14 protein-coding genes and 1 pseudogene are annotated in these 16,078 nt (G+C 61.4%); 8 read left to right on the top strand and 7 right to left on the bottom strand.

The window, feature by feature from the left end; translation table 11 throughout:
• Positions 1-297 precede the first annotated feature (297 nt).
• The 5 genes and pseudogenes from AAFX91_RS28145 (at position 298) to AAFX91_RS28125 (ending at position 5,556) form a co-directional block, all read left to right on the top strand.
• A pseudogene (locus tag AAFX91_RS28145) lies at positions 298-2,609 on the top strand (TonB-dependent receptor).
• 10 nt (positions 2,610-2,619) lie between these two features.
• Positions 2,620-3,348 (top strand): cobalt ABC transporter substrate-binding protein, encoded by a 729-nt coding sequence (locus AAFX91_RS28140; protein WP_394568806.1) that lies wholly within the window; start codon positions 2,620-2,622, stop codon positions 3,346-3,348.
• Positions 3,345-3,626: a DUF3649 domain-containing protein gene (locus AAFX91_RS28135; RefSeq protein ID WP_394568805.1), complete on the top strand. Its 282-nt coding sequence runs from the start codon at positions 3,345-3,347 to the stop codon at positions 3,624-3,626. The genes AAFX91_RS28140 and AAFX91_RS28135 overlap by 4 nt, the downstream gene beginning before the upstream one ends.
• Before the next feature lie 65 nt (positions 3,627-3,691).
• Positions 3,692-5,269: a PepSY-associated TM helix domain-containing protein gene (locus AAFX91_RS28130; RefSeq protein WP_394568807.1), complete on the top strand. Its 1,578-nt coding sequence runs from the start codon at positions 3,692-3,694 to the stop codon at positions 5,267-5,269.
• A complete protein-coding gene (locus AAFX91_RS28125; protein ID WP_394568804.1) occupies positions 5,266-5,556 on the top strand; it encodes a DUF3325 domain-containing protein in 291 nt (96 codons plus the stop codon). Before AAFX91_RS28130 ends, AAFX91_RS28125 begins: the two co-directional genes overlap by 4 nt.
• Here the strand turns inward: AAFX91_RS28125 and AAFX91_RS28120 are convergent.
• The 4 genes from AAFX91_RS28120 to AAFX91_RS28105 form a co-directional block, all read right to left on the bottom strand.
• Positions 5,553-6,740 (bottom strand): alpha/beta fold hydrolase, encoded by a 1,188-nt coding sequence (locus AAFX91_RS28120; protein ID WP_394568803.1) that lies wholly within the window; start codon positions 6,738-6,740, stop codon positions 5,553-5,555. The two genes, AAFX91_RS28125 and AAFX91_RS28120, sit on opposite strands and share 4 nt — an antisense overlap.
• Positions 6,741-7,112: 372 nt before the next feature.
• Positions 7,113-7,733 carry a permease gene (locus tag AAFX91_RS28115; protein ID WP_394568802.1) on the bottom strand — a complete coding sequence of 207 codons (621 nt, stop codon included), beginning with the start codon at positions 7,731-7,733 and terminating at the stop codon, positions 7,113-7,115.
• Positions 7,734-7,796: 63 nt separating this feature from the next.
• Positions 7,797-8,234 (bottom strand): MarR family winged helix-turn-helix transcriptional regulator, encoded by a 438-nt coding sequence (locus AAFX91_RS28110; RefSeq protein WP_394568801.1) that lies wholly within the window; start codon positions 8,232-8,234, stop codon positions 7,797-7,799.
• A gap of 9 nt (positions 8,235-8,243) precedes the next feature.
• Positions 8,244-9,338, bottom strand: coding sequence for an NmrA family NAD(P)-binding protein (locus AAFX91_RS28105; protein ID WP_394568800.1), 1,095 nt, complete (start codon positions 9,336-9,338; stop codon positions 8,244-8,246).
• A 309-nt stretch (positions 9,339-9,647) separates the two neighbouring features.
• Here AAFX91_RS28105 and AAFX91_RS28100 point away from each other — a divergent pair, with 309 nt between their 5' ends.
• Positions 9,648-10,301, top strand: a complete 654-nt coding sequence (locus tag AAFX91_RS28100) for a helix-turn-helix domain-containing protein (protein ID WP_282531653.1) — start codon at positions 9,648-9,650, stop codon at positions 10,299-10,301.
• Between the two features lie 77 nt (positions 10,302-10,378).
• On the opposite strand, the gene AAFX91_RS28095 is transcribed toward AAFX91_RS28100, so the two are convergent.
• From AAFX91_RS28095 to AAFX91_RS28085, 3 genes are all read right to left on the bottom strand, one after another.
• Entirely contained in the window at positions 10,379-11,332 is a 954-nt protein-coding gene (locus AAFX91_RS28095) for an alpha/beta fold hydrolase (RefSeq protein WP_394568799.1), read from the bottom strand.
• Positions 11,333-11,622: 290 nt separating this feature from the next.
• A complete protein-coding gene (locus AAFX91_RS28090; RefSeq protein ID WP_130582442.1) occupies positions 11,623-12,417 on the bottom strand; it encodes an SDR family oxidoreductase in 795 nt (264 codons plus the stop codon).
• 31 nt (positions 12,418-12,448) lie between these two features.
• Positions 12,449-13,144 carry a hemolysin III family protein gene (locus AAFX91_RS28085; RefSeq protein WP_130582441.1) on the bottom strand — a complete coding sequence of 232 codons (696 nt, stop codon included), beginning with the start codon at positions 13,142-13,144 and terminating at the stop codon, positions 12,449-12,451.
• 215 nt (positions 13,145-13,359) lie between these two features.
• On the opposite strand from AAFX91_RS28085, the gene AAFX91_RS28080 reads away from it, so the two are divergent.
• Together AAFX91_RS28080 and AAFX91_RS28075 are read left to right on the top strand one after the other, a co-directional pair.
• Positions 13,360-14,823: a YcjX family protein gene (locus AAFX91_RS28080; protein ID WP_394568798.1), complete on the top strand. Its 1,464-nt coding sequence runs from the start codon at positions 13,360-13,362 to the stop codon at positions 14,821-14,823.
• Positions 14,820-15,845, top strand: coding sequence for a YcjF family protein (locus AAFX91_RS28075; protein WP_394568797.1), 1,026 nt, complete (start codon positions 14,820-14,822; stop codon positions 15,843-15,845). Before AAFX91_RS28080 ends, AAFX91_RS28075 begins: the two co-directional genes overlap by 4 nt.
• Positions 15,846-16,078 lie beyond the last annotated feature (233 nt).

Below are 16,078 nucleotides of genomic sequence, written 5' to 3'. Positions count from 1 at the left end.
CAAGGCTTCCTCCTAAAAGAAAGCCTTGAATCACGTTCAATCTGATTTGAGAATCCCAAGAGTCCACACGGCCTAGCACAACCTCCACTCCTCACAGCGTCAAAGCGTCGCAATGCTGGACGATGAGTTGTCAGTGTCCGCTGATTAGAAAGATTTCAGTCTTGGCTTACCAGAGTGGTCAGAGATTGGACTCACAAACTCTTACGCGCATGCATCAATAGATTCTAAATCGCGTTCGTTGCCTTCGCACCTCCGATTTCCTAGTCGGACATCGACTAAGTGAATTGGGGGCCTTTGTTGAGCAACTTCGAGAATTATAAGAACCGCTTGTATGTTGGCGTGGCGACGGGCGTTGTTACGTTATGCCTGAGCGGCGTGAGCTCTTCTCAGAGCAGGGCGCAGAGCGCGCAGCCGCACGTGTTGCCTCCGGTGTCCATCGATCAGCCTCAAAGAGCGCGAGTGACGCGCACCGTTCGGACTCGCGGCTCGGCTCAGCACTCTGCCCGCGTCGCATCCCGGCAGCGGACCGAACAGCCTCCTGCGCCGGCAGCGCCGGTCAGCACGATGGGATCGACCCGCACGATCGGAGCTCCGGCGCCAGCCTATGCTGGCGGCCAGTTGGCGCAGGGTGGAACGCTCGGCCTGCTCGGAAGCACGAACGTCATGAATGTACCGTTCAGCACGGTCAATTATACCTCTCAACTGATCGAGAATCAGCAGGCGCGGACGGCGGCGGATACGCTGATCAACGACTCTTCGGTCCGGCTTACCACGGGCAGTAACGGATTCGACGACACGTTCCAGATCCGCGGTTTTCAAGTGAACTCCAGTGACGTCGGGTTCAACGGTCTCTACGGCTTGGTGTCTGCTTTCCACGTGCCTGCCGAGATCATCGAGCGAATCGAGCTACTCAAGGGGCCCGGTGCGCTCATCAACGGCATGGCCCCCGGCGGCAGCGTCGGCGGCGGCATCAACATCGTCAGCAAGCGCGCGACCGAGGAGTCTTTTGCGCGTTTGACGCCATTCTTCATGAGCGCAGCCAACTACGGTCTCCGTCTGGAGGCCAGCAGCCGCTACGGTGACAACAAGGAATGGGGTGTTCGCTTCAACGGCGTCGCGCGCAATGGCGAAGCCTCGATCGACGGCGGCAACTGGCGTACCGGCACCGGTGCATTGGCGATCGACTATCGCGGCGAGCGCCTGCGCTGGACGCTGGATGCGATCTCCCAGAACGACGACACCAGGAACTTCCGTCCGCAGACGACCATTCAGGGCACGGTGCCCTTCATTCCTGCGCCGCCCGACGCGCGCGGCAACTGGTATCCAGGCACGATGCTCAAGCAGCGGGACAACACCATCGCCTCGGGCCTCGAATACGATGTAACCGAATGGCTGACGGCCTATGCGGGCCTCGGCTATCGCGAGGGTAACAGCGAGCAGAATTTGGCGGATTCCCGCGCCGGCGGCTCCAACGGTGCGAATGCTCTCGGCAATTTCAACGTCTTCAATGCCTATTATGACGCGTACACCAAGACCGTTAGCGGCAATGTAGGGCTGCGGGCGAAGTTCGACACGGATTCATCGGTCATTCGGTCAATGTCGCCTATACCGGCTACAATCAGGAACTCGGCTATGGGTATGTGACCTCTCTGACGTCTGGTTCTGGATATGTCTCGTCAAATATCTACAATCCATCGCCCCTTCCTGTGATCATGGCAGCGCGTCCGGCGCAAGGGCGGAGTAGCGATACCACGCTCACGAGCGTTGCGATCGCCGACACCATGTCATTCCTGAATGATATGTTCCTGGTGACTTTGGGTGTTCGTCAGCAGAACGTGAAGCAGGATCCCTACAACAATGTCACTGGTGTTAAGGGTACCGGTTACGACGCCGAAGCCACGACACCGCTTGCCGGCGTGGTCTTCAAGCCCTGGCACAACGTGTCGCTCTATGCGAACTATGCTGAAGGTCTGAGCCAGGGCACCGTCGTCGGCGCCGGTTACACCAATGTTGGCACCGTACTCGCCCCTTACAAGTCGAAGCAGCAGGAAGCTGGCGTCAAGGTTGATTGGGGCACGATCACGACCACTGTGGCCGTGTTCCAGATCGCGCGTCCAAGCCAGATCATGACGCCCGCCGGCGCACTGAGCTATGACGGCGAGCAACGCAATCGCGGCGTCGAACTGAATGCCTACGGCCTGTTGCTACCCGGCCTGCGCGGCCTAGTCAGCGCGACCTTCCTGCGCCCCGAGCTGACGAATCCGTCCGATCCGACGCAACGCGGCAACGACGCCGCTGGCGTGCCGGATAAGACCTTCTCCGCCAGTCTCGACTGGGACACGCCCTGGGTGCAGGGCCTCTCGCTCAACGGACGGGTGATCTATACGTCGGGCTCCTATCTCACGGCTGCGAATCTCTTGAAATATCCCGACTGGACCCGTGTCGACATCGGCGCGCGCTATACGACGACGGCGCTCACCGGCAAGCCTGTCACGATCCGCGCCAACATCGAAAACGTGACCGGCGAGAACTACTGGCTCACGACCGGTACATTCGTGACGGTGGGGTCACCTCGAACCTACATCGTATCTGCTGCATTCGATTTCTAAGGTGTTTGTCATGACAAAGCCCTTCATCGCCGTAGTTGCCCTGCTTGGCGTGATAACGCCCGTTCAGGCGCACCAGATCTGGATTGAACAACCCGAGGGGCGGAATGCCGTCGTTCGCTTTGGCGAGTTCGGCGAGAACCTTCGTGAAGTATCACCGGGGTTGCTCGACAAGTTCGCCAAGGTGACCGGTACGCTCATCTCCACCAAGGGCGAGCAGAAGTCCGACGCCACAAAGACCGCAAACGGCTTCACGCTGCCATTTTCCGCGGCTTCCGGCGACGGCATTGTCGCGGAAGATGCGAGCTACCCGCTCTATATTTGGAAGCAACAAGACAAAGAGGTCACGAACTGGTTCTATCCTGCCGCACGCTTCATCACCAGCTTTGCCGCGCAGCAGCCCAAGCTCGTACTGGACCTCGTGCCTACCGGTCAGGAAGGCCAATTCAAGCTCTTCTTCAAAAATCAGCCTAAGGCCAAGACCAAGGTAACGCTGGTAACGGAATCTGGCTGGTCCAAGGAAGGTCACACCGACGAGCAGGGCCTCGTGAAGTTCGATATGCCTTGGAAAGGCACTTACGCCGCTGAAGTCAGCTTCAACGACCGCAGCGCAGGCGAGCGCACGGGGACGAAGGGCGCTGAGAAGTATGATGCCGTGAGCTATGCCACCACCGTGACTTATGTGAATGCCAACGGCTTGACACCAATTCCTGCGGGCCCGCCGGCTACTCCGGGCAAATGAACGCCCTGATACATCGGGCTCGCTCCACGGGCCCGCTCATCTCGCGCATCGTCGCCGCTCTGTTCGGCGGCTATGCACTGGCCGCGCTCAGCAGCGTCGCCGTGCTCGCTTTGCCCATGAGCAAGCCGCAGGCCGTGCTCACCGGCATGCTGGCGAGCTTTGCCATCTACGCTGGTGCCGTGATCTGGGTTTTTGCCGTGCGAAGCGCGCTGGAGGCCTGGGCCGGCCTGATCGTCGTGGCCGTGCCGCTGTCGCTGGCGGCATGGTCTGCTTCCTGACGAAGGGCCGACGCGTGAAGACGGACAACGATGTGCGAGTTGCTGGCCGCGGCATCCGGCAAAGCATGTCCAGCCTGCATACGTGGGCTGGCCTTCTCCTCGGCTGGATTCTCTATGCCATGTTCCTCACTGGGACGGTGTCCTATTTCAAGGACGAGCTGTCGCAATGGATGCGACCGGAGCTGCCGCGTCTGGTCCAAGTCCCCGATCAAGCCGTGGTGGCGCAGCGAATCGCAGACGAACTAGGCAACATCGCGGCCGGGACCTCGCAGTGGAGCATGCGCCTGCCCGACGCGCGTAATAACAGTGTCTATGCCTTCTGGCGCACATCCACACGCAATCCGGGCGAGCGCGGCTTCGGCGAGGCCAACTTCGATCCCGCGACCGGCCAAAGAGTCACCTCACGCGGCACGCTGGGCGGTGAGTTCTTCTACCGTTTCCACTTCCAATTCCACTACATGCCTGTGGTGTGGGGCAGGTGGCTTGCGGGTGCGGCCGCAATGTTCATGCTCGTGGCCATTGTGAGTGGCGTCATCACCCATAAGAAGATTTTCGTCGATTTCTTCACCTTCCGCTGGGGCAAAAGGCAGCGCTCCTGGCTGGACGCTCACAACGCCTTTTCAGTGTTCGGGCTGCCGTTCCATTTCATGATCACTTACACTGGATTGGTGACCTTGATGGCGCTGTACATGCCCTGGGGCGAGCGCGTGGCGTTCAAGAGCCCGGCGGAGCAGCAGCAACTTAACGCCGAACTCAGTGCCTTCATCCAGCCGGGCAAACCCAGCGGGCAGACAGTGCCACTGGCATCGGTCGAGGACATGGTGCGGCAGGCACAAGAACGCTGGGGTCGAGATAATGTGGGGCGCGTCAATGCGGTTCATCCCGGAGATGCGGCGGCACGTGTGGCTGTGACGCGAGGAGAAGCGGGCCGCGTTTCCATGAGTCCGCAATATATGGAGTTCGAAGGCACCACCGGCAAACTGCTGGCGGTCCGCGAGCATGTGGGGGCTGCGGCCGAAACCCGAGGCGTCCTTTATGCGCTCCACTTGGGACGCTTCAGCGACACCGTCACGCGATGGCTGTATTTTCTTGTGAGCTTCATGGGCACGGCCATGGTCGGTACTGGCCTCGTGATGTGGACCGTGAAGCGGCGAGAGAAGCTGCCAGATCCGAGTCGCCCCCATTTTGGCTTCCGCCTTGTGGAGCGGCTGAACATCGCGAGCATCGCCGGCTTGTCGATCGCAATGACTGCATTCTTGTGGGCCAATCGCCTGCTGCCACACCCGTTGGAAGGCCGCGCCAACTGGGAGATTGACCTGTTCTTCATCGTCTGGGCCCTGACACTGCTGCATGCCTTGGTGCGTCCCGCCAAGTCAGCCTGGGTCGAGCAATTATGGGCGGCATCGACACTGCTGTTTCTCTTGCCGGTCCTCAACGCCGTGACGACGCAGCGTCCGCTGTGGCACAGCCTGGCCGAAGGCGACTGGGTCTTCGCCGGTGTGGATATCATGTGCTGGGCCCTCGCTGCGCTCCATGCGGTCCTGGCGATACGCACGGCTCGGCAGGAGACCAGATCTCAGTTCAGGCGCAAGACAAGCCGCGAGGCTCCGACCGCCGTTGCGTCCGGCGGGGCGGCAGGATGAGTCATCTCCTTTCCTTTGCGCTGTGCCTCACAGGGTTCACCGCGCTGGCGTTCGCCACGAATCGCCAGCAGCGCGATATCTTCGGCAGGCTCCTGCGGCCAAGCACGACATATGTCCATCGCATGGTCAGCGCATGCGCCCTGGTTTTTGCGCTCGGCATTCTCGTCGCTCGGCAGGGCTGGAGCCTCGGCCTCGTGATGTTCAGCGGTCACACCAGTCTGGCTGCCGGTATCGTGTTTTGTGCGCTGATCGGACGTGCGAGGACGTTTGGCCGCAAATTGCTCTAGTTGCTCGCCCGAGACGGCGTATCGCCAAGCCACTGCATGAACTCGGCGACATGCTGGGCCCAAAGGTCGGGCCGCGTCATGGTGAAATGGCCGGGTGATAAGGGGGTTCCTGCTTGAACTGCGTAACGGCCTCGTTCGAGCTTCGGGACCAATTTTTCGAGAACTCGCAGTTCGTCAGGATTGAACTCGTCGTCGGAAAAATTGAGTGCGAAGAGTTTCGTCTTGATTTTGGAAAGCTCAGGCTCCGGATCGTAGCTGAATGATGATTTGAGCGAGTAAAGAATATCGTTTGCATCGACATGCTCCGCTGTGAGACGGTTGGTGCTCAGGAATTTATCGACCGCGGGGCCGTCAGGCACTTCGTGCTGAAGAGCGGAAGCGCTGTCGATCATCAATCGCAGAATGTTGTACCCCATGATCCAACCGCGCGGGGTCTCCGCATAGTCCCCGTTCCTCCATTCTGGATCGGCACGGATCGCGTCGATCACCATGCGCCTCCAGAGGAGGTTGCGGCCCGAAACTGAGATCGGCAGCGAGACCACCGGCATCACGCCGTCCATCATGTCGGGATAGGCCTCGGCCCATTGCCAAGCATTCATTCCGCCCATGGACATGCCGAGAATGGCGTGAAGATGTTTGATGCCCAGTGTTTCCGTCACCACCTTATGCTGGAGGTCGACAATGTCGCCATAATCGTAGTTCGGGAATTTCGTTTTCAAGCCGTCGCTCGGCTTGCTGGACTGGCCGTGACCGACACTGTCCGGAAAGATCAGATAGTAACGTTGCGCGTCGAGCGGGCGACCAGGATCGAAGAGTGCCTTCGTGTAGGTCGGACTCAGCAGCGCGCGGCTGTCCGCCCCGGTCCAATGCAGGACAAGGACCGCATTGTCGATCTCGCCCTTGGCGTTGCGGTGCGGTGTGCCCAGTGTCGAATAATGGATTTTGAGCCGCGCCAGCGTCTCGCCGTCACGGAACCGATAGTTATCAAACCAGGCGTCAGCTTGCACGGCGGCGGGATTCACACGCTGGTCCCAAGGTGAAGCCGGCTCGCCGGCGGCCGCGGCAGATCGCGAACTCGATTGAGCAAATCCCACACCTGCAAATCCCAAACCTGAAAGCATCGTTCCAGAAAGCAGGAGACCGAGCAGCAGGCTGGCTGCTGAGCGAGCACGTTGAGACCTCATGATGAATTCCCTGTTGTTGGCGATGCTTGGACTGCCTTGTGTCGTATCGTGTGCATCACGCGCGCTATTGCAGCGGCGAAGATGTTCTGTTCGGGATCTTCGAAGCTTCGATTTGCCTTTCCATGTCCGTTACCCGACGCGCAACGTCGCTGCATGGGTCAAAGTTCAGTGCTTCATCAAACCGCAGAATGCCTTGCCATAGCCGTCTAAGGAAGCTCGTCTTGGCAGTGGGGTCCTGCGTTGCCAGAGCCTTCACATTTGAGTTGGTCATCTCTTTTCCCTTCACGACTCGTGGATTGCGGAGCACATTTTCGAGCGGAGTATTTTGGTGTCGGCTCGCGGTGTTTTCGCGCGGTCAGTATGTTGTCTCTGTCATGTCTGGACGGCGGCGCGCTTCACGTCGCTCCCTGAGCCACGACGCAGCAGGTCAAATGCCATGATGTGGCTCGCACCCGAAATGCCGACGCCGTAGAGCGGGATCAGCGCCATCGGCAGCGTTTGGATGCCAGACATGTGGGGGTCGTTGACGAGGAAGAGGATCAGCCCCGTACCAATCGCCACGACAAGATCAGCGAAGCCGAAGATGTGGACGGCTAAGTACCGGTTGCGACTCTCGGGCAGCAGTAAAACGCCGAGGGCCAAAAACCCCGTGATGAGGTCGCCCCACCCCGCGTTTCGAACAAAGGTTTCCGGGAGAAGGTTGCGCGCCCCATACCAGAAAAAAACCAGCGCGGCGGCGATGCGCCAGATATGAAATGCCGTTATCGACCGTAGACCGATGGCTTCGATGTATGCACGGAAGCCATCGGACATTGCGTAGACAATAACAGGCACCACAATCCCCAAGGCGATGATGGCGCCCAGAAACAGCGTGGGAATGGCACGAAAGAAGCCTGCCTCGGAGGCAAAGGCAACCGCCAATCCCCAGATGGCCAGCACCACCAGCAAGACGCGCGTCCCGCGGCGTTTGCGGAGCTCAAGTTCTCGATCCACGACCTATCTCCGTTTCAGTGTAGTTACACGCATTTAACCAAGGTATGACGCTTTTCGCGCTCCTCAGGCTGATAATAGGTCCAGAGCCGGTCTGAGCTCGTTCCAACGATTGGGGCCTATGCGGCGGTTGCTTTCCTTCTGGGCCTTTCGCCAGAGAGGCACCGCCTCTTTCAGGAGCACCCGGCCTTTCGCCGTCAGCATCAGACTACGGATACGACGATCTCGTGCGTCTGGCTGGATCGCAACGAGTTTCATGGTTTCGAGGGGCTTCAAGTTGCGAGTGAGCGTCGTGCGATCCATACCGAGCAGATCGGCCATGTCGCTGATCGGCACCGGCTCGTTGCGCTTCAACGCGGACAGGATCGTGAACTGTCCGGACGTGATGCCGATGGGCTTGAACATCGCGTCGTATCTCCGCGATGTGGCGCGGGCGGCCCTGTTCAGGCCGAGACATACGCAAGCCGTGTAGAAATCAGTCGGTGTAAGATCGTCCTGTTTCATCCGTTCACCCTACAGCATCCCCTTCCTCTTATCCTCAGTCAGCTTCAGAAGCGGCGGTGACTTGTACAGGTTTTCCGGTTGCACTCTTTCCCAAAGGCTCCCCTTCCCAAGTTCCCTTCCCAACTGATCTTCCCGCCGAAGCCACTGTTCGACACTCCTGATCCGATCGGGGTGAATTTCATCCAACAACCCGTAATCCCTCTGAACGACTCCGTATTTCCAGACATTCCAGAACCCGGTGAAGTTATCCCGGAAACTCATCGTGCTTTTGTCATTGGGATCTGCGTTGTATCCGGCAGGCAGGTCGGCAGCCGCCTTGAGCGGGCCATCCCAGTACGCGTCCAAGTCCGTGTCTATGTATTGAGCCGGATGCCCCGTCACCTTCTCGAACGCCGCAGCAAGTTCCTGATACTCGACATGCTCGATGGCGACTTCGAGATTCATGCCATTCGCACGCTCCGGGTTGTCAAAAAGCCAGCGGGCATAATAGCCACAATCATCAAGAGCAACGTGCGGCACGGCTCCGTTGCCAAGCGGAACTCGCCACGTCACGACACCATCCTCCACAGAAGGAGTCATGGGCGTCATCGCCGAGATCGCCATCTCCATGTAGGGACCAGTGGTGAACACCGCCGCGCCCATCCTGTCCTTGTTCACTTGGTTTTGAAACAAAATCCATTCGCCCATGCGGCCCTTGCCGTCATAGTGACCCGTGCGGAATTTGGAATCATAACCAGACTTCTTGAGCGCGTAGTCGAGATTCCCATACACGAAGAACTTGATCCCTTCTTCCACAGCTATCTCGTAGCTGCGGATTGCCCAATAGGTCTCGGCCTTCTCGCCGGTGTTGAACCCATCGATATTGACGTAGGCCCCGTCGCAACCGCGGAATCCTTCCCGCAATATGGCCTCGTCCGCGAACGTTCCCTCGAGGATGGACACGTTGCCGAGCGCGAGAAGGGCATTTGCCCGTCGGGAGGCAGGGTCGCGGCTAAGGGCTCGGACGGAATATTTCTTGTCAGCGACCAGGGCGCCGATGACGGGCAAGCCTTGAGCGCCCGTGCCGCCGATGACGAAGATCTTGGAGGTGGTGTGCGAGGGCATAGTTGTCTCCACGGGTTTGCATGAACGGATCGTCCGGATGCTCGCGGATGACCTGTCCTTTTGAGCCGATTGGCAGCGGCGTCGCGCCCGGCCAACAGGAGCCGCTCCCGGTGATCGCGCGGTTTCGCGGTCATTCGAAACGGCAGCACTCATCACTAGACACTAACTCTTATAATGAGAGTGACTGCGACAAGCAAGAAAGTTTAGCTCGTCTCACGCTTCGTTGAATTTGCCGTATTGCCGACCTAAGTTGGCTCTTATGATGAGAGCTGCGCGACGATTCTCCTCGCGCACTCGTGGAAATGGCGAATGCGCTCGAAGGGTTTCGACGGAATGGTATGCTCGATCGCCGGCGTGATGGCGGTGATCGGCGATCGTTGGGGTCTGCTGATCCTGCGCGACCTCGTGTTCGGTCTTAACCGATACGAGGACTTTCGCCATTCGTCTGGCGTGACCAATGCGACGCTGAGCGACCGGCTGAAACACCTGGAGGCCAATGGCCTGATCGAGCGGCGGCGCTATCAGGTAAATCCAGAACGATTTGAATACCTGTTGACCCAAAAGGGCTGGCAAATCGCTTCCGTGATGCCGGTGCTCGCGCAGATCGGGGATCGCTGCGACGTCTCTGGCGCTTCAGCGCCGCCGCTGAAGTTTGTGAATCGAAAAACCGGGGCCGACGTCGGGTGGAGTTTCATCGACAAGAACACTGGCGAGCAGCTAAGCGCCCTGGATCTCGCAATCAAAGAAGGCCCCGGTGCAGACGATTTGGTTCGCTGGCGGCTGTCCCACGCCGAGCGCGGCCGTCACAAGCATAAGGTCGACGACGGCGTCGTCTCGCCAAGCGGCACGCCGCCTCTACAAGAGGCGAAGCTCAGGGCGCGCGCGGCTCGTAAAGGTATTGAAGAAGAAAAGCTCACTCGGAGGGTGAAGAAGAAGCCCACGCAGACGAAGGCGCGACGATAGAGGGCACGGATATTGGCCCTTAACCGAAAATCTCCGCCCACGCGGGGTCCCATGGACCTCACTTACTCTCCGTACCCTTAAGGCCCGTCGAGGAACCGCTCCAATGCTGCGTTGGTTTCGGCCGGCGCTTCCTGCTGCACCCAGTGGCCGATGCCTGGGAGGATGACCGATCCGCGAAAGTCGGTGCAGCCAATCCCGGGGTTCGCATAGAGATCCATGCCGGGGATGAACGCGCGAACCGCGTCGCGCTCGCCGGCCACAAAATACGATGGCTGCGTCACGGGCTTTTCGGCGAACTCCGCCAGGTCCTGAAAATCGATGCCCTGCGCGCGGTAGCGGTTGAGCGGCCCGCGCAAGCCGCCGGCGCGAAATGCGTCGACATAGACCTGCAAGTCCTTCTCGCTCATCCAATCCGGAAACGGCTGCGGATCGCTCATCCCGTCGAGCAGTTTCGCATCCACCGGCTTATGGTCGAGCCACTTGTTGAGCGGGGCGTTACCTGAGATGGCGAAATAGAGTTTTCGCAGGGCGACAGGGATGTCGGCCTCGAGCTCTTTCTCAGCCACGCCTTCGTCCTGGAAATAGAGCTGATAGAAGAAGCGGTCCTTGTAGACGGCCTTGAACATGTCGAGAAGCGGCGCAGGTCGTCTGGGGATATACGGGACGCTCAACCCGGCGACCGCCGTCACCTTGTTCGGGTAGAGCAGCGCGGTATTCCAAACCATCGGCGCGCCCCAATCGTGGCCGAACAGGATCGCCTTGCCGTCACCCAATTGATCGATCACGGCGGCGATATCTGAGGCCAGATTGCGAATGCTGTAGGCGGCAATCTCCTGCGGCTTGGAGCTCTGCCCGTAGCCGCGCACGTCAAGCGCCGCCACCTTGTAGCCCCGCTCGGAGAAATAACCGATCTGGTGACGCCATGAGTACCAGAGCTCGGGAAACCCGTGAACGCAGACGATCAGGGGGCCGCGGCCGGCGACGGCCACATTGAGGTTGATCGATCCGTTCCGCACCGTGACGAAATCCATGACGTCCTCGCAGATTTCCGTTTTCGCTCTACTCAACTCCCGCGTGGATGCCCGGGTCAAGCCGGGCGTGGCTACATCTGTAACGCCGCGCAAACGAAGCACCTCATCCTGAGGAGCCGCGAAAGCGGCGTCTCGAAGGATGGCCTCGGATGTTGGGGCCTCATGGTTCGAGACGCGCTGGCGCGCTCCTCACCATGAGGGGCAGCACCGAGCCGCGCCGCGCATGAGACCTCATCCTGAGGAGCGCGCTTGCGCGCGTCTCGAAGGATGGGCCGCGGGTGCGAGTCTAGCTACTTCCCGTGCTCTTCGCGCATCTTGGCCTGGATCTTGGCCATGCCGCCGATCCAGCGGTCGTAGTTCTCGGTCTTCTTGCGCATGTAGCCGAGCACCTGCGCGTGCGGCAGGATCAGGAAGGTTTCCTGCTCGATGCCGCGCAACGCGTCCTGCGCAACCTGTTCTGCCGTGAGGTCGCCGTCGCCGGATTGCGGGCCCTTCGGGATCGAGCGCAGCATGTTGGTGTCGACGCCCTGCGGGCAGAGAATCGAGACCTTGATGCCGTCGGCGCGATGGGAGATCGCGAGGTTTTCGGCGAAGCCGACCGCCGCATGCTTGGTGGTGGAATAAGCTGGGCTGCCGACCTGCGACAACAGACCGGCCGCGGAAATCGTGTTGAGGAAATAGCCGCCGCCGCGCGTCTTCATGCGCGGGATCAGATGCCGCGCGGCATAGACATGGGCCATCACATGAATCGCCCAGCTCCGTGCCCAGGGCTCGTCCGAGGTGCCGCCCGCATTCACGGAGAGCGGATCGAAGCCGCCGCCGATGCCGGCATTGGAGCAGAACAGCGCGATCGGGCCGAACATTCGCTCGGTCGCCTCGATCACATGCAGGACATTCTTCTCCTGCCCGACATCGCATTTGAACGCCGCGCCGCCCACTGAGGCCGCGACCTTCTCAGCGGCCGCATGGTCGAGATCAACCACCACCACCTTCGCGGCACCCGCGCGATGGAACGCCTCGCACAGCGCCTTGCCGATGCCATTGCCGCCGCCGGTGACGACCACGACTTTTTCTGCCACCTGCATGGCCCCCTCCCGATGTGTGTTTGTCAGCGCCTCAGCTCGCGAGCACGAGGTCGAGGATCGCCGTATAATGGCAGGCCGCGCCAAGCAAGACAAAACAGTGCCAGATCGCGTTCTGGAAGCGCAGCCGCTGCCACGCGTGGAATACCACACCGAGACTGTACAAGACGCCGCCCGCGACCACGAACCACAGCGCCATCGCCGGCAGCACCTTCACCACCGCATCATAGAGCATCGCCCCGCTCCAGCCCATGGCAAGATAGAGCCCGACCGACAGGCGGTCGAAGCGGCCCGGCAGCGTCAGTTTCAGCACGATGCCGACGATCGCGACGCACCAGACGCCGATCAGGAGCGCTAGCGCAAAATAGCTCTCCCTCAATTCCATGATGAAGGGCGTATAGGTCGCGGCGATCAGGACATAGATCGCCGAATGGTCGAACCGACGCAACACCCATTTGGCGCGCGACACCGGCCAGAGATTATAGGTCGCCGACAGCACCAGCATGGCCAAGAGGCCCGCGACATAGACCGAGACCACCGCGACATCGCCCGGCGTCGCGTAGATGGCGGTCAGCACGATCAGCACGGTGGCGGCGATCAAGCCGAAACAGATGCCGACGACATGGACGATGCCGTCGGCGATCAGTTCGGCGCGATCGTAGTTCCAGATCACGGCACCGGCCGCATGGAACGAATTGGAGGCGAGTTGCTTCAGTCGGAATATCGTCATGACCAGTTGGCGCGCATCGGTAGAAGCGAGGGGACATCGGCGTTGGGAGGTTAGCCGATCTACTATCCCATCGTCGTGGCTGTTTTTTGAACCGGCGATGAACGGCGCCGCCCTGACCTGCCTGACGAAGTGCTTGATTTTGGCCCATCAATTGCCATTTTGCGGATAATTGTTCGCCCATTGCCCTCCTCCCGCCCGGGTTGCTCCTCGCCTGCATGGCCCTCAATCTCACCGATATCGTCGAGGAAGCGCGTCTGTCGGCGCGGGCGCTCTGGGATTATGGCGACAGCTTCTTCAACCCGACCGTTCGGCTCGGCGTCACCGGACTGTCGCGCGCCGGCAAGACGGTGTTCATCACGGCGCTGATCCATGGATTAACCCGCGGCGGCCGCTTTCCCGTCTTCGAGGCCTATGCCTCGGGCCGGATCGCACGCGCCCGTCTGGAGCCGCAGCCCGACGATGCGGTGCCGCGCTTCGACTACGAGAACCATGTCCGCACCCTCGTCGAGGAACGGCGCTGGCCGAACTCGACCACTGATATCAGCGAGCTTCGCCTCGTCATCGACTACCAGCGGCAAAATGGCGCGGACCGCACGCTCACCCTCGATATCGTCGACTATCCCGGCGAGTGGCTGCTCGACCTGCCGCTGCTCAGCAAGAGTTTCGAGCAATGGTCGACTGAGAGCCTCGCGTTGTCACGCGAGCCGCTGCGCGCCGAACTCGCCGCGCCCTGGCATCAGCATCTGAAGACGCTCGATGCCGAAGGCCGCGAGGACGAGCAGGCGGCGCTTAAGGCAGCGAAACTCTTCACCGACTATTTGCGCGCCTGCCGCGACGAACGCTTTGCCATGAGCTTGTTGCCGCCCGGCCGCTTCCTGATGCCGGGCGGCCTCGCCGGCTCACCGGCGCTGACCTTTGCGCCGCTCGAAGTTCCCACAGGCGGCACCGCGCCCGACGGCTCGCTATGGGCGATGATGCGGCGGCGCTATGAGGCCTACAAGGACGTCGTGGTCCGCCCATTCTTCCGCGATCATTTTGCGCGCCTCGATCGCCAGATCGTGCTGGTCGATGCGCTCGCCGCCTTCAATGCCGGGCCCGAGGCGCTGCACGATCTCGAAGCCGCGCTTGCCGGCATCCTGGATTGCTTCCGCATCGGCCGCAGCACGATCCTGAGTGCGCTGTTCCGGCCGCGGATCGACCGTATCCTGTTTGCAGCGACCAAGGCCGATCATCTGCATCACCAGAGCCATGACCGGCTGGAAGCGATCCTGCGGCGGACGGTGGCGAAGGCCGCCGACCGCGCCGAATTTGCCGGGGCCGCGATCGACGTGGTGGCGCTCGCCGCGGTGCGCGCGACCCGCGAAGCGCAGGTGGCGCGCGGCCGGGAAAAGCTGCCGTCGATCCTCGGCACGCCGGCGCCGGGCGAAACCGCCGATGGCGAGACCTTCGACGGCGAGACTGAAGTGGCGACGTTTCCGGGCGACCTGCCGGCCGATCCCGAGGAACTGTTCAGGGGCACCTTCCGCGGCCTGTCCAGCGCGACCGCCGACAAGGCCGATTACCGCTTCCTGCGATTTCGGCCGCCGAAGCTGGTGCGGGAGGGTGACGAGGAACCCGCCCTGCCCCATATCCGTCTCGACCGCGCGCTCCAGTTCCTGATCGGAGACCGACTGCAATGAGCGAGAAAACGTCCCACCGGCGGCCGGCGACCTTCAAGCTCGACGACCCCTCCGTGATCGTGATCGACGCCGACGAGAAGGGCCGGCCTGCCCGCGGCACCATCCAGATCACGCCGGAGCCCGATCCGGCGCTGGTGCCGGTCGATGCGCCGCGTGTACCGGCGCGCCGCGGCTTCCGCTGGGGCACGCTGTTCTGGGCGGCGGCCGGCGGATTGATGCTGCTCGGCGCAGGCCTCGGCGTCATCAACCTGATCGAGGACCTGTTTGCGCGCAACCAAGGGCTCGGCTTCGTCGGCCTCGCATTGGCCGTGGTCGCGACGGTCGCGCTGTTCGTCGTCATCGGCCGCGAGGCCTTTGGATTGGCGCGGCTGGCGACGATCGAGAAGCTCCATTCGCGTGCCGCTGACGTGCTGCTCAGCGACGACCGCGCCGCGAGCCGCGTGATCGTGAACGACCTGCTCAAGCTCGCGCACGAGAACCCGCAACTCGCCCGCGCCCGCGCCACGCTGCAGGGTCATGCCGACGACATCATCGACGGCGCCGACATGATCAAGCTCGCCGAGCGCGAATTGATGACGCCGCTCGATGAGGAGGCGCGGCGCATGGTGTCGTCAGCGGCGCAGCGGGTCTCGGTCGTCACCGCGGTGAGCCCGCGTGCGGCGATCGACGTGCTGTTCGTATTCGTGGCGGCGCTGCGCATGATCCGGCAATTGGCCTACCTCTATGGCGGCCGGCCCGGCGCGCTCGGCATGTTCAGCCTCATGCGCCACGTGATCGCGCATCTGGCGATCACCGGCGGCATGGCCGCCAGCGACAGCCTGATCCAGCAGATGCTCGGCCACAGCATCGCCGCCAAGCTCTCGCAGCGCCTCGGCGAAGGCGTCCTCAACGGCCTCCTCACCGCCCGCCTGGGGCTGGCGGCGATCGAGGTGACGCGGCCGCTCCCCTTCACCGCCCTGCCCCAGCCAGCCCTGACCGACCTGGCGAAAGACCTGCTGCGCAAGCGCGACGAGGAGGAGTGAGACGCCTCGAATCATTGCGAGGAGCGACAGCGACGAAGAGTTGTAGGGTGGGCAAAGCGCAGCGTGCCCACCATCAGCACTCCGCTTGTGATGGTGGGCACGCTGCGCTTTGCCCACCCTACGCCGTCTCCACGAACACCTGCGCCGCGGAGAGAACCCCTTGTATCTGCACGGGCATGATTTGTGCGATGGAAGCGATTTAGCGTCTTGGCCGGTGGCCACCGGCCAAGACG

The organism is Bradyrhizobium sp. 31Argb, assembly GCF_043638955.1.
GTDB lineage: Bacteria > Pseudomonadota > Alphaproteobacteria > Rhizobiales > Xanthobacteraceae > Bradyrhizobium.
This window is presented reverse-complemented; position numbering and strand designations above follow the sequence as displayed.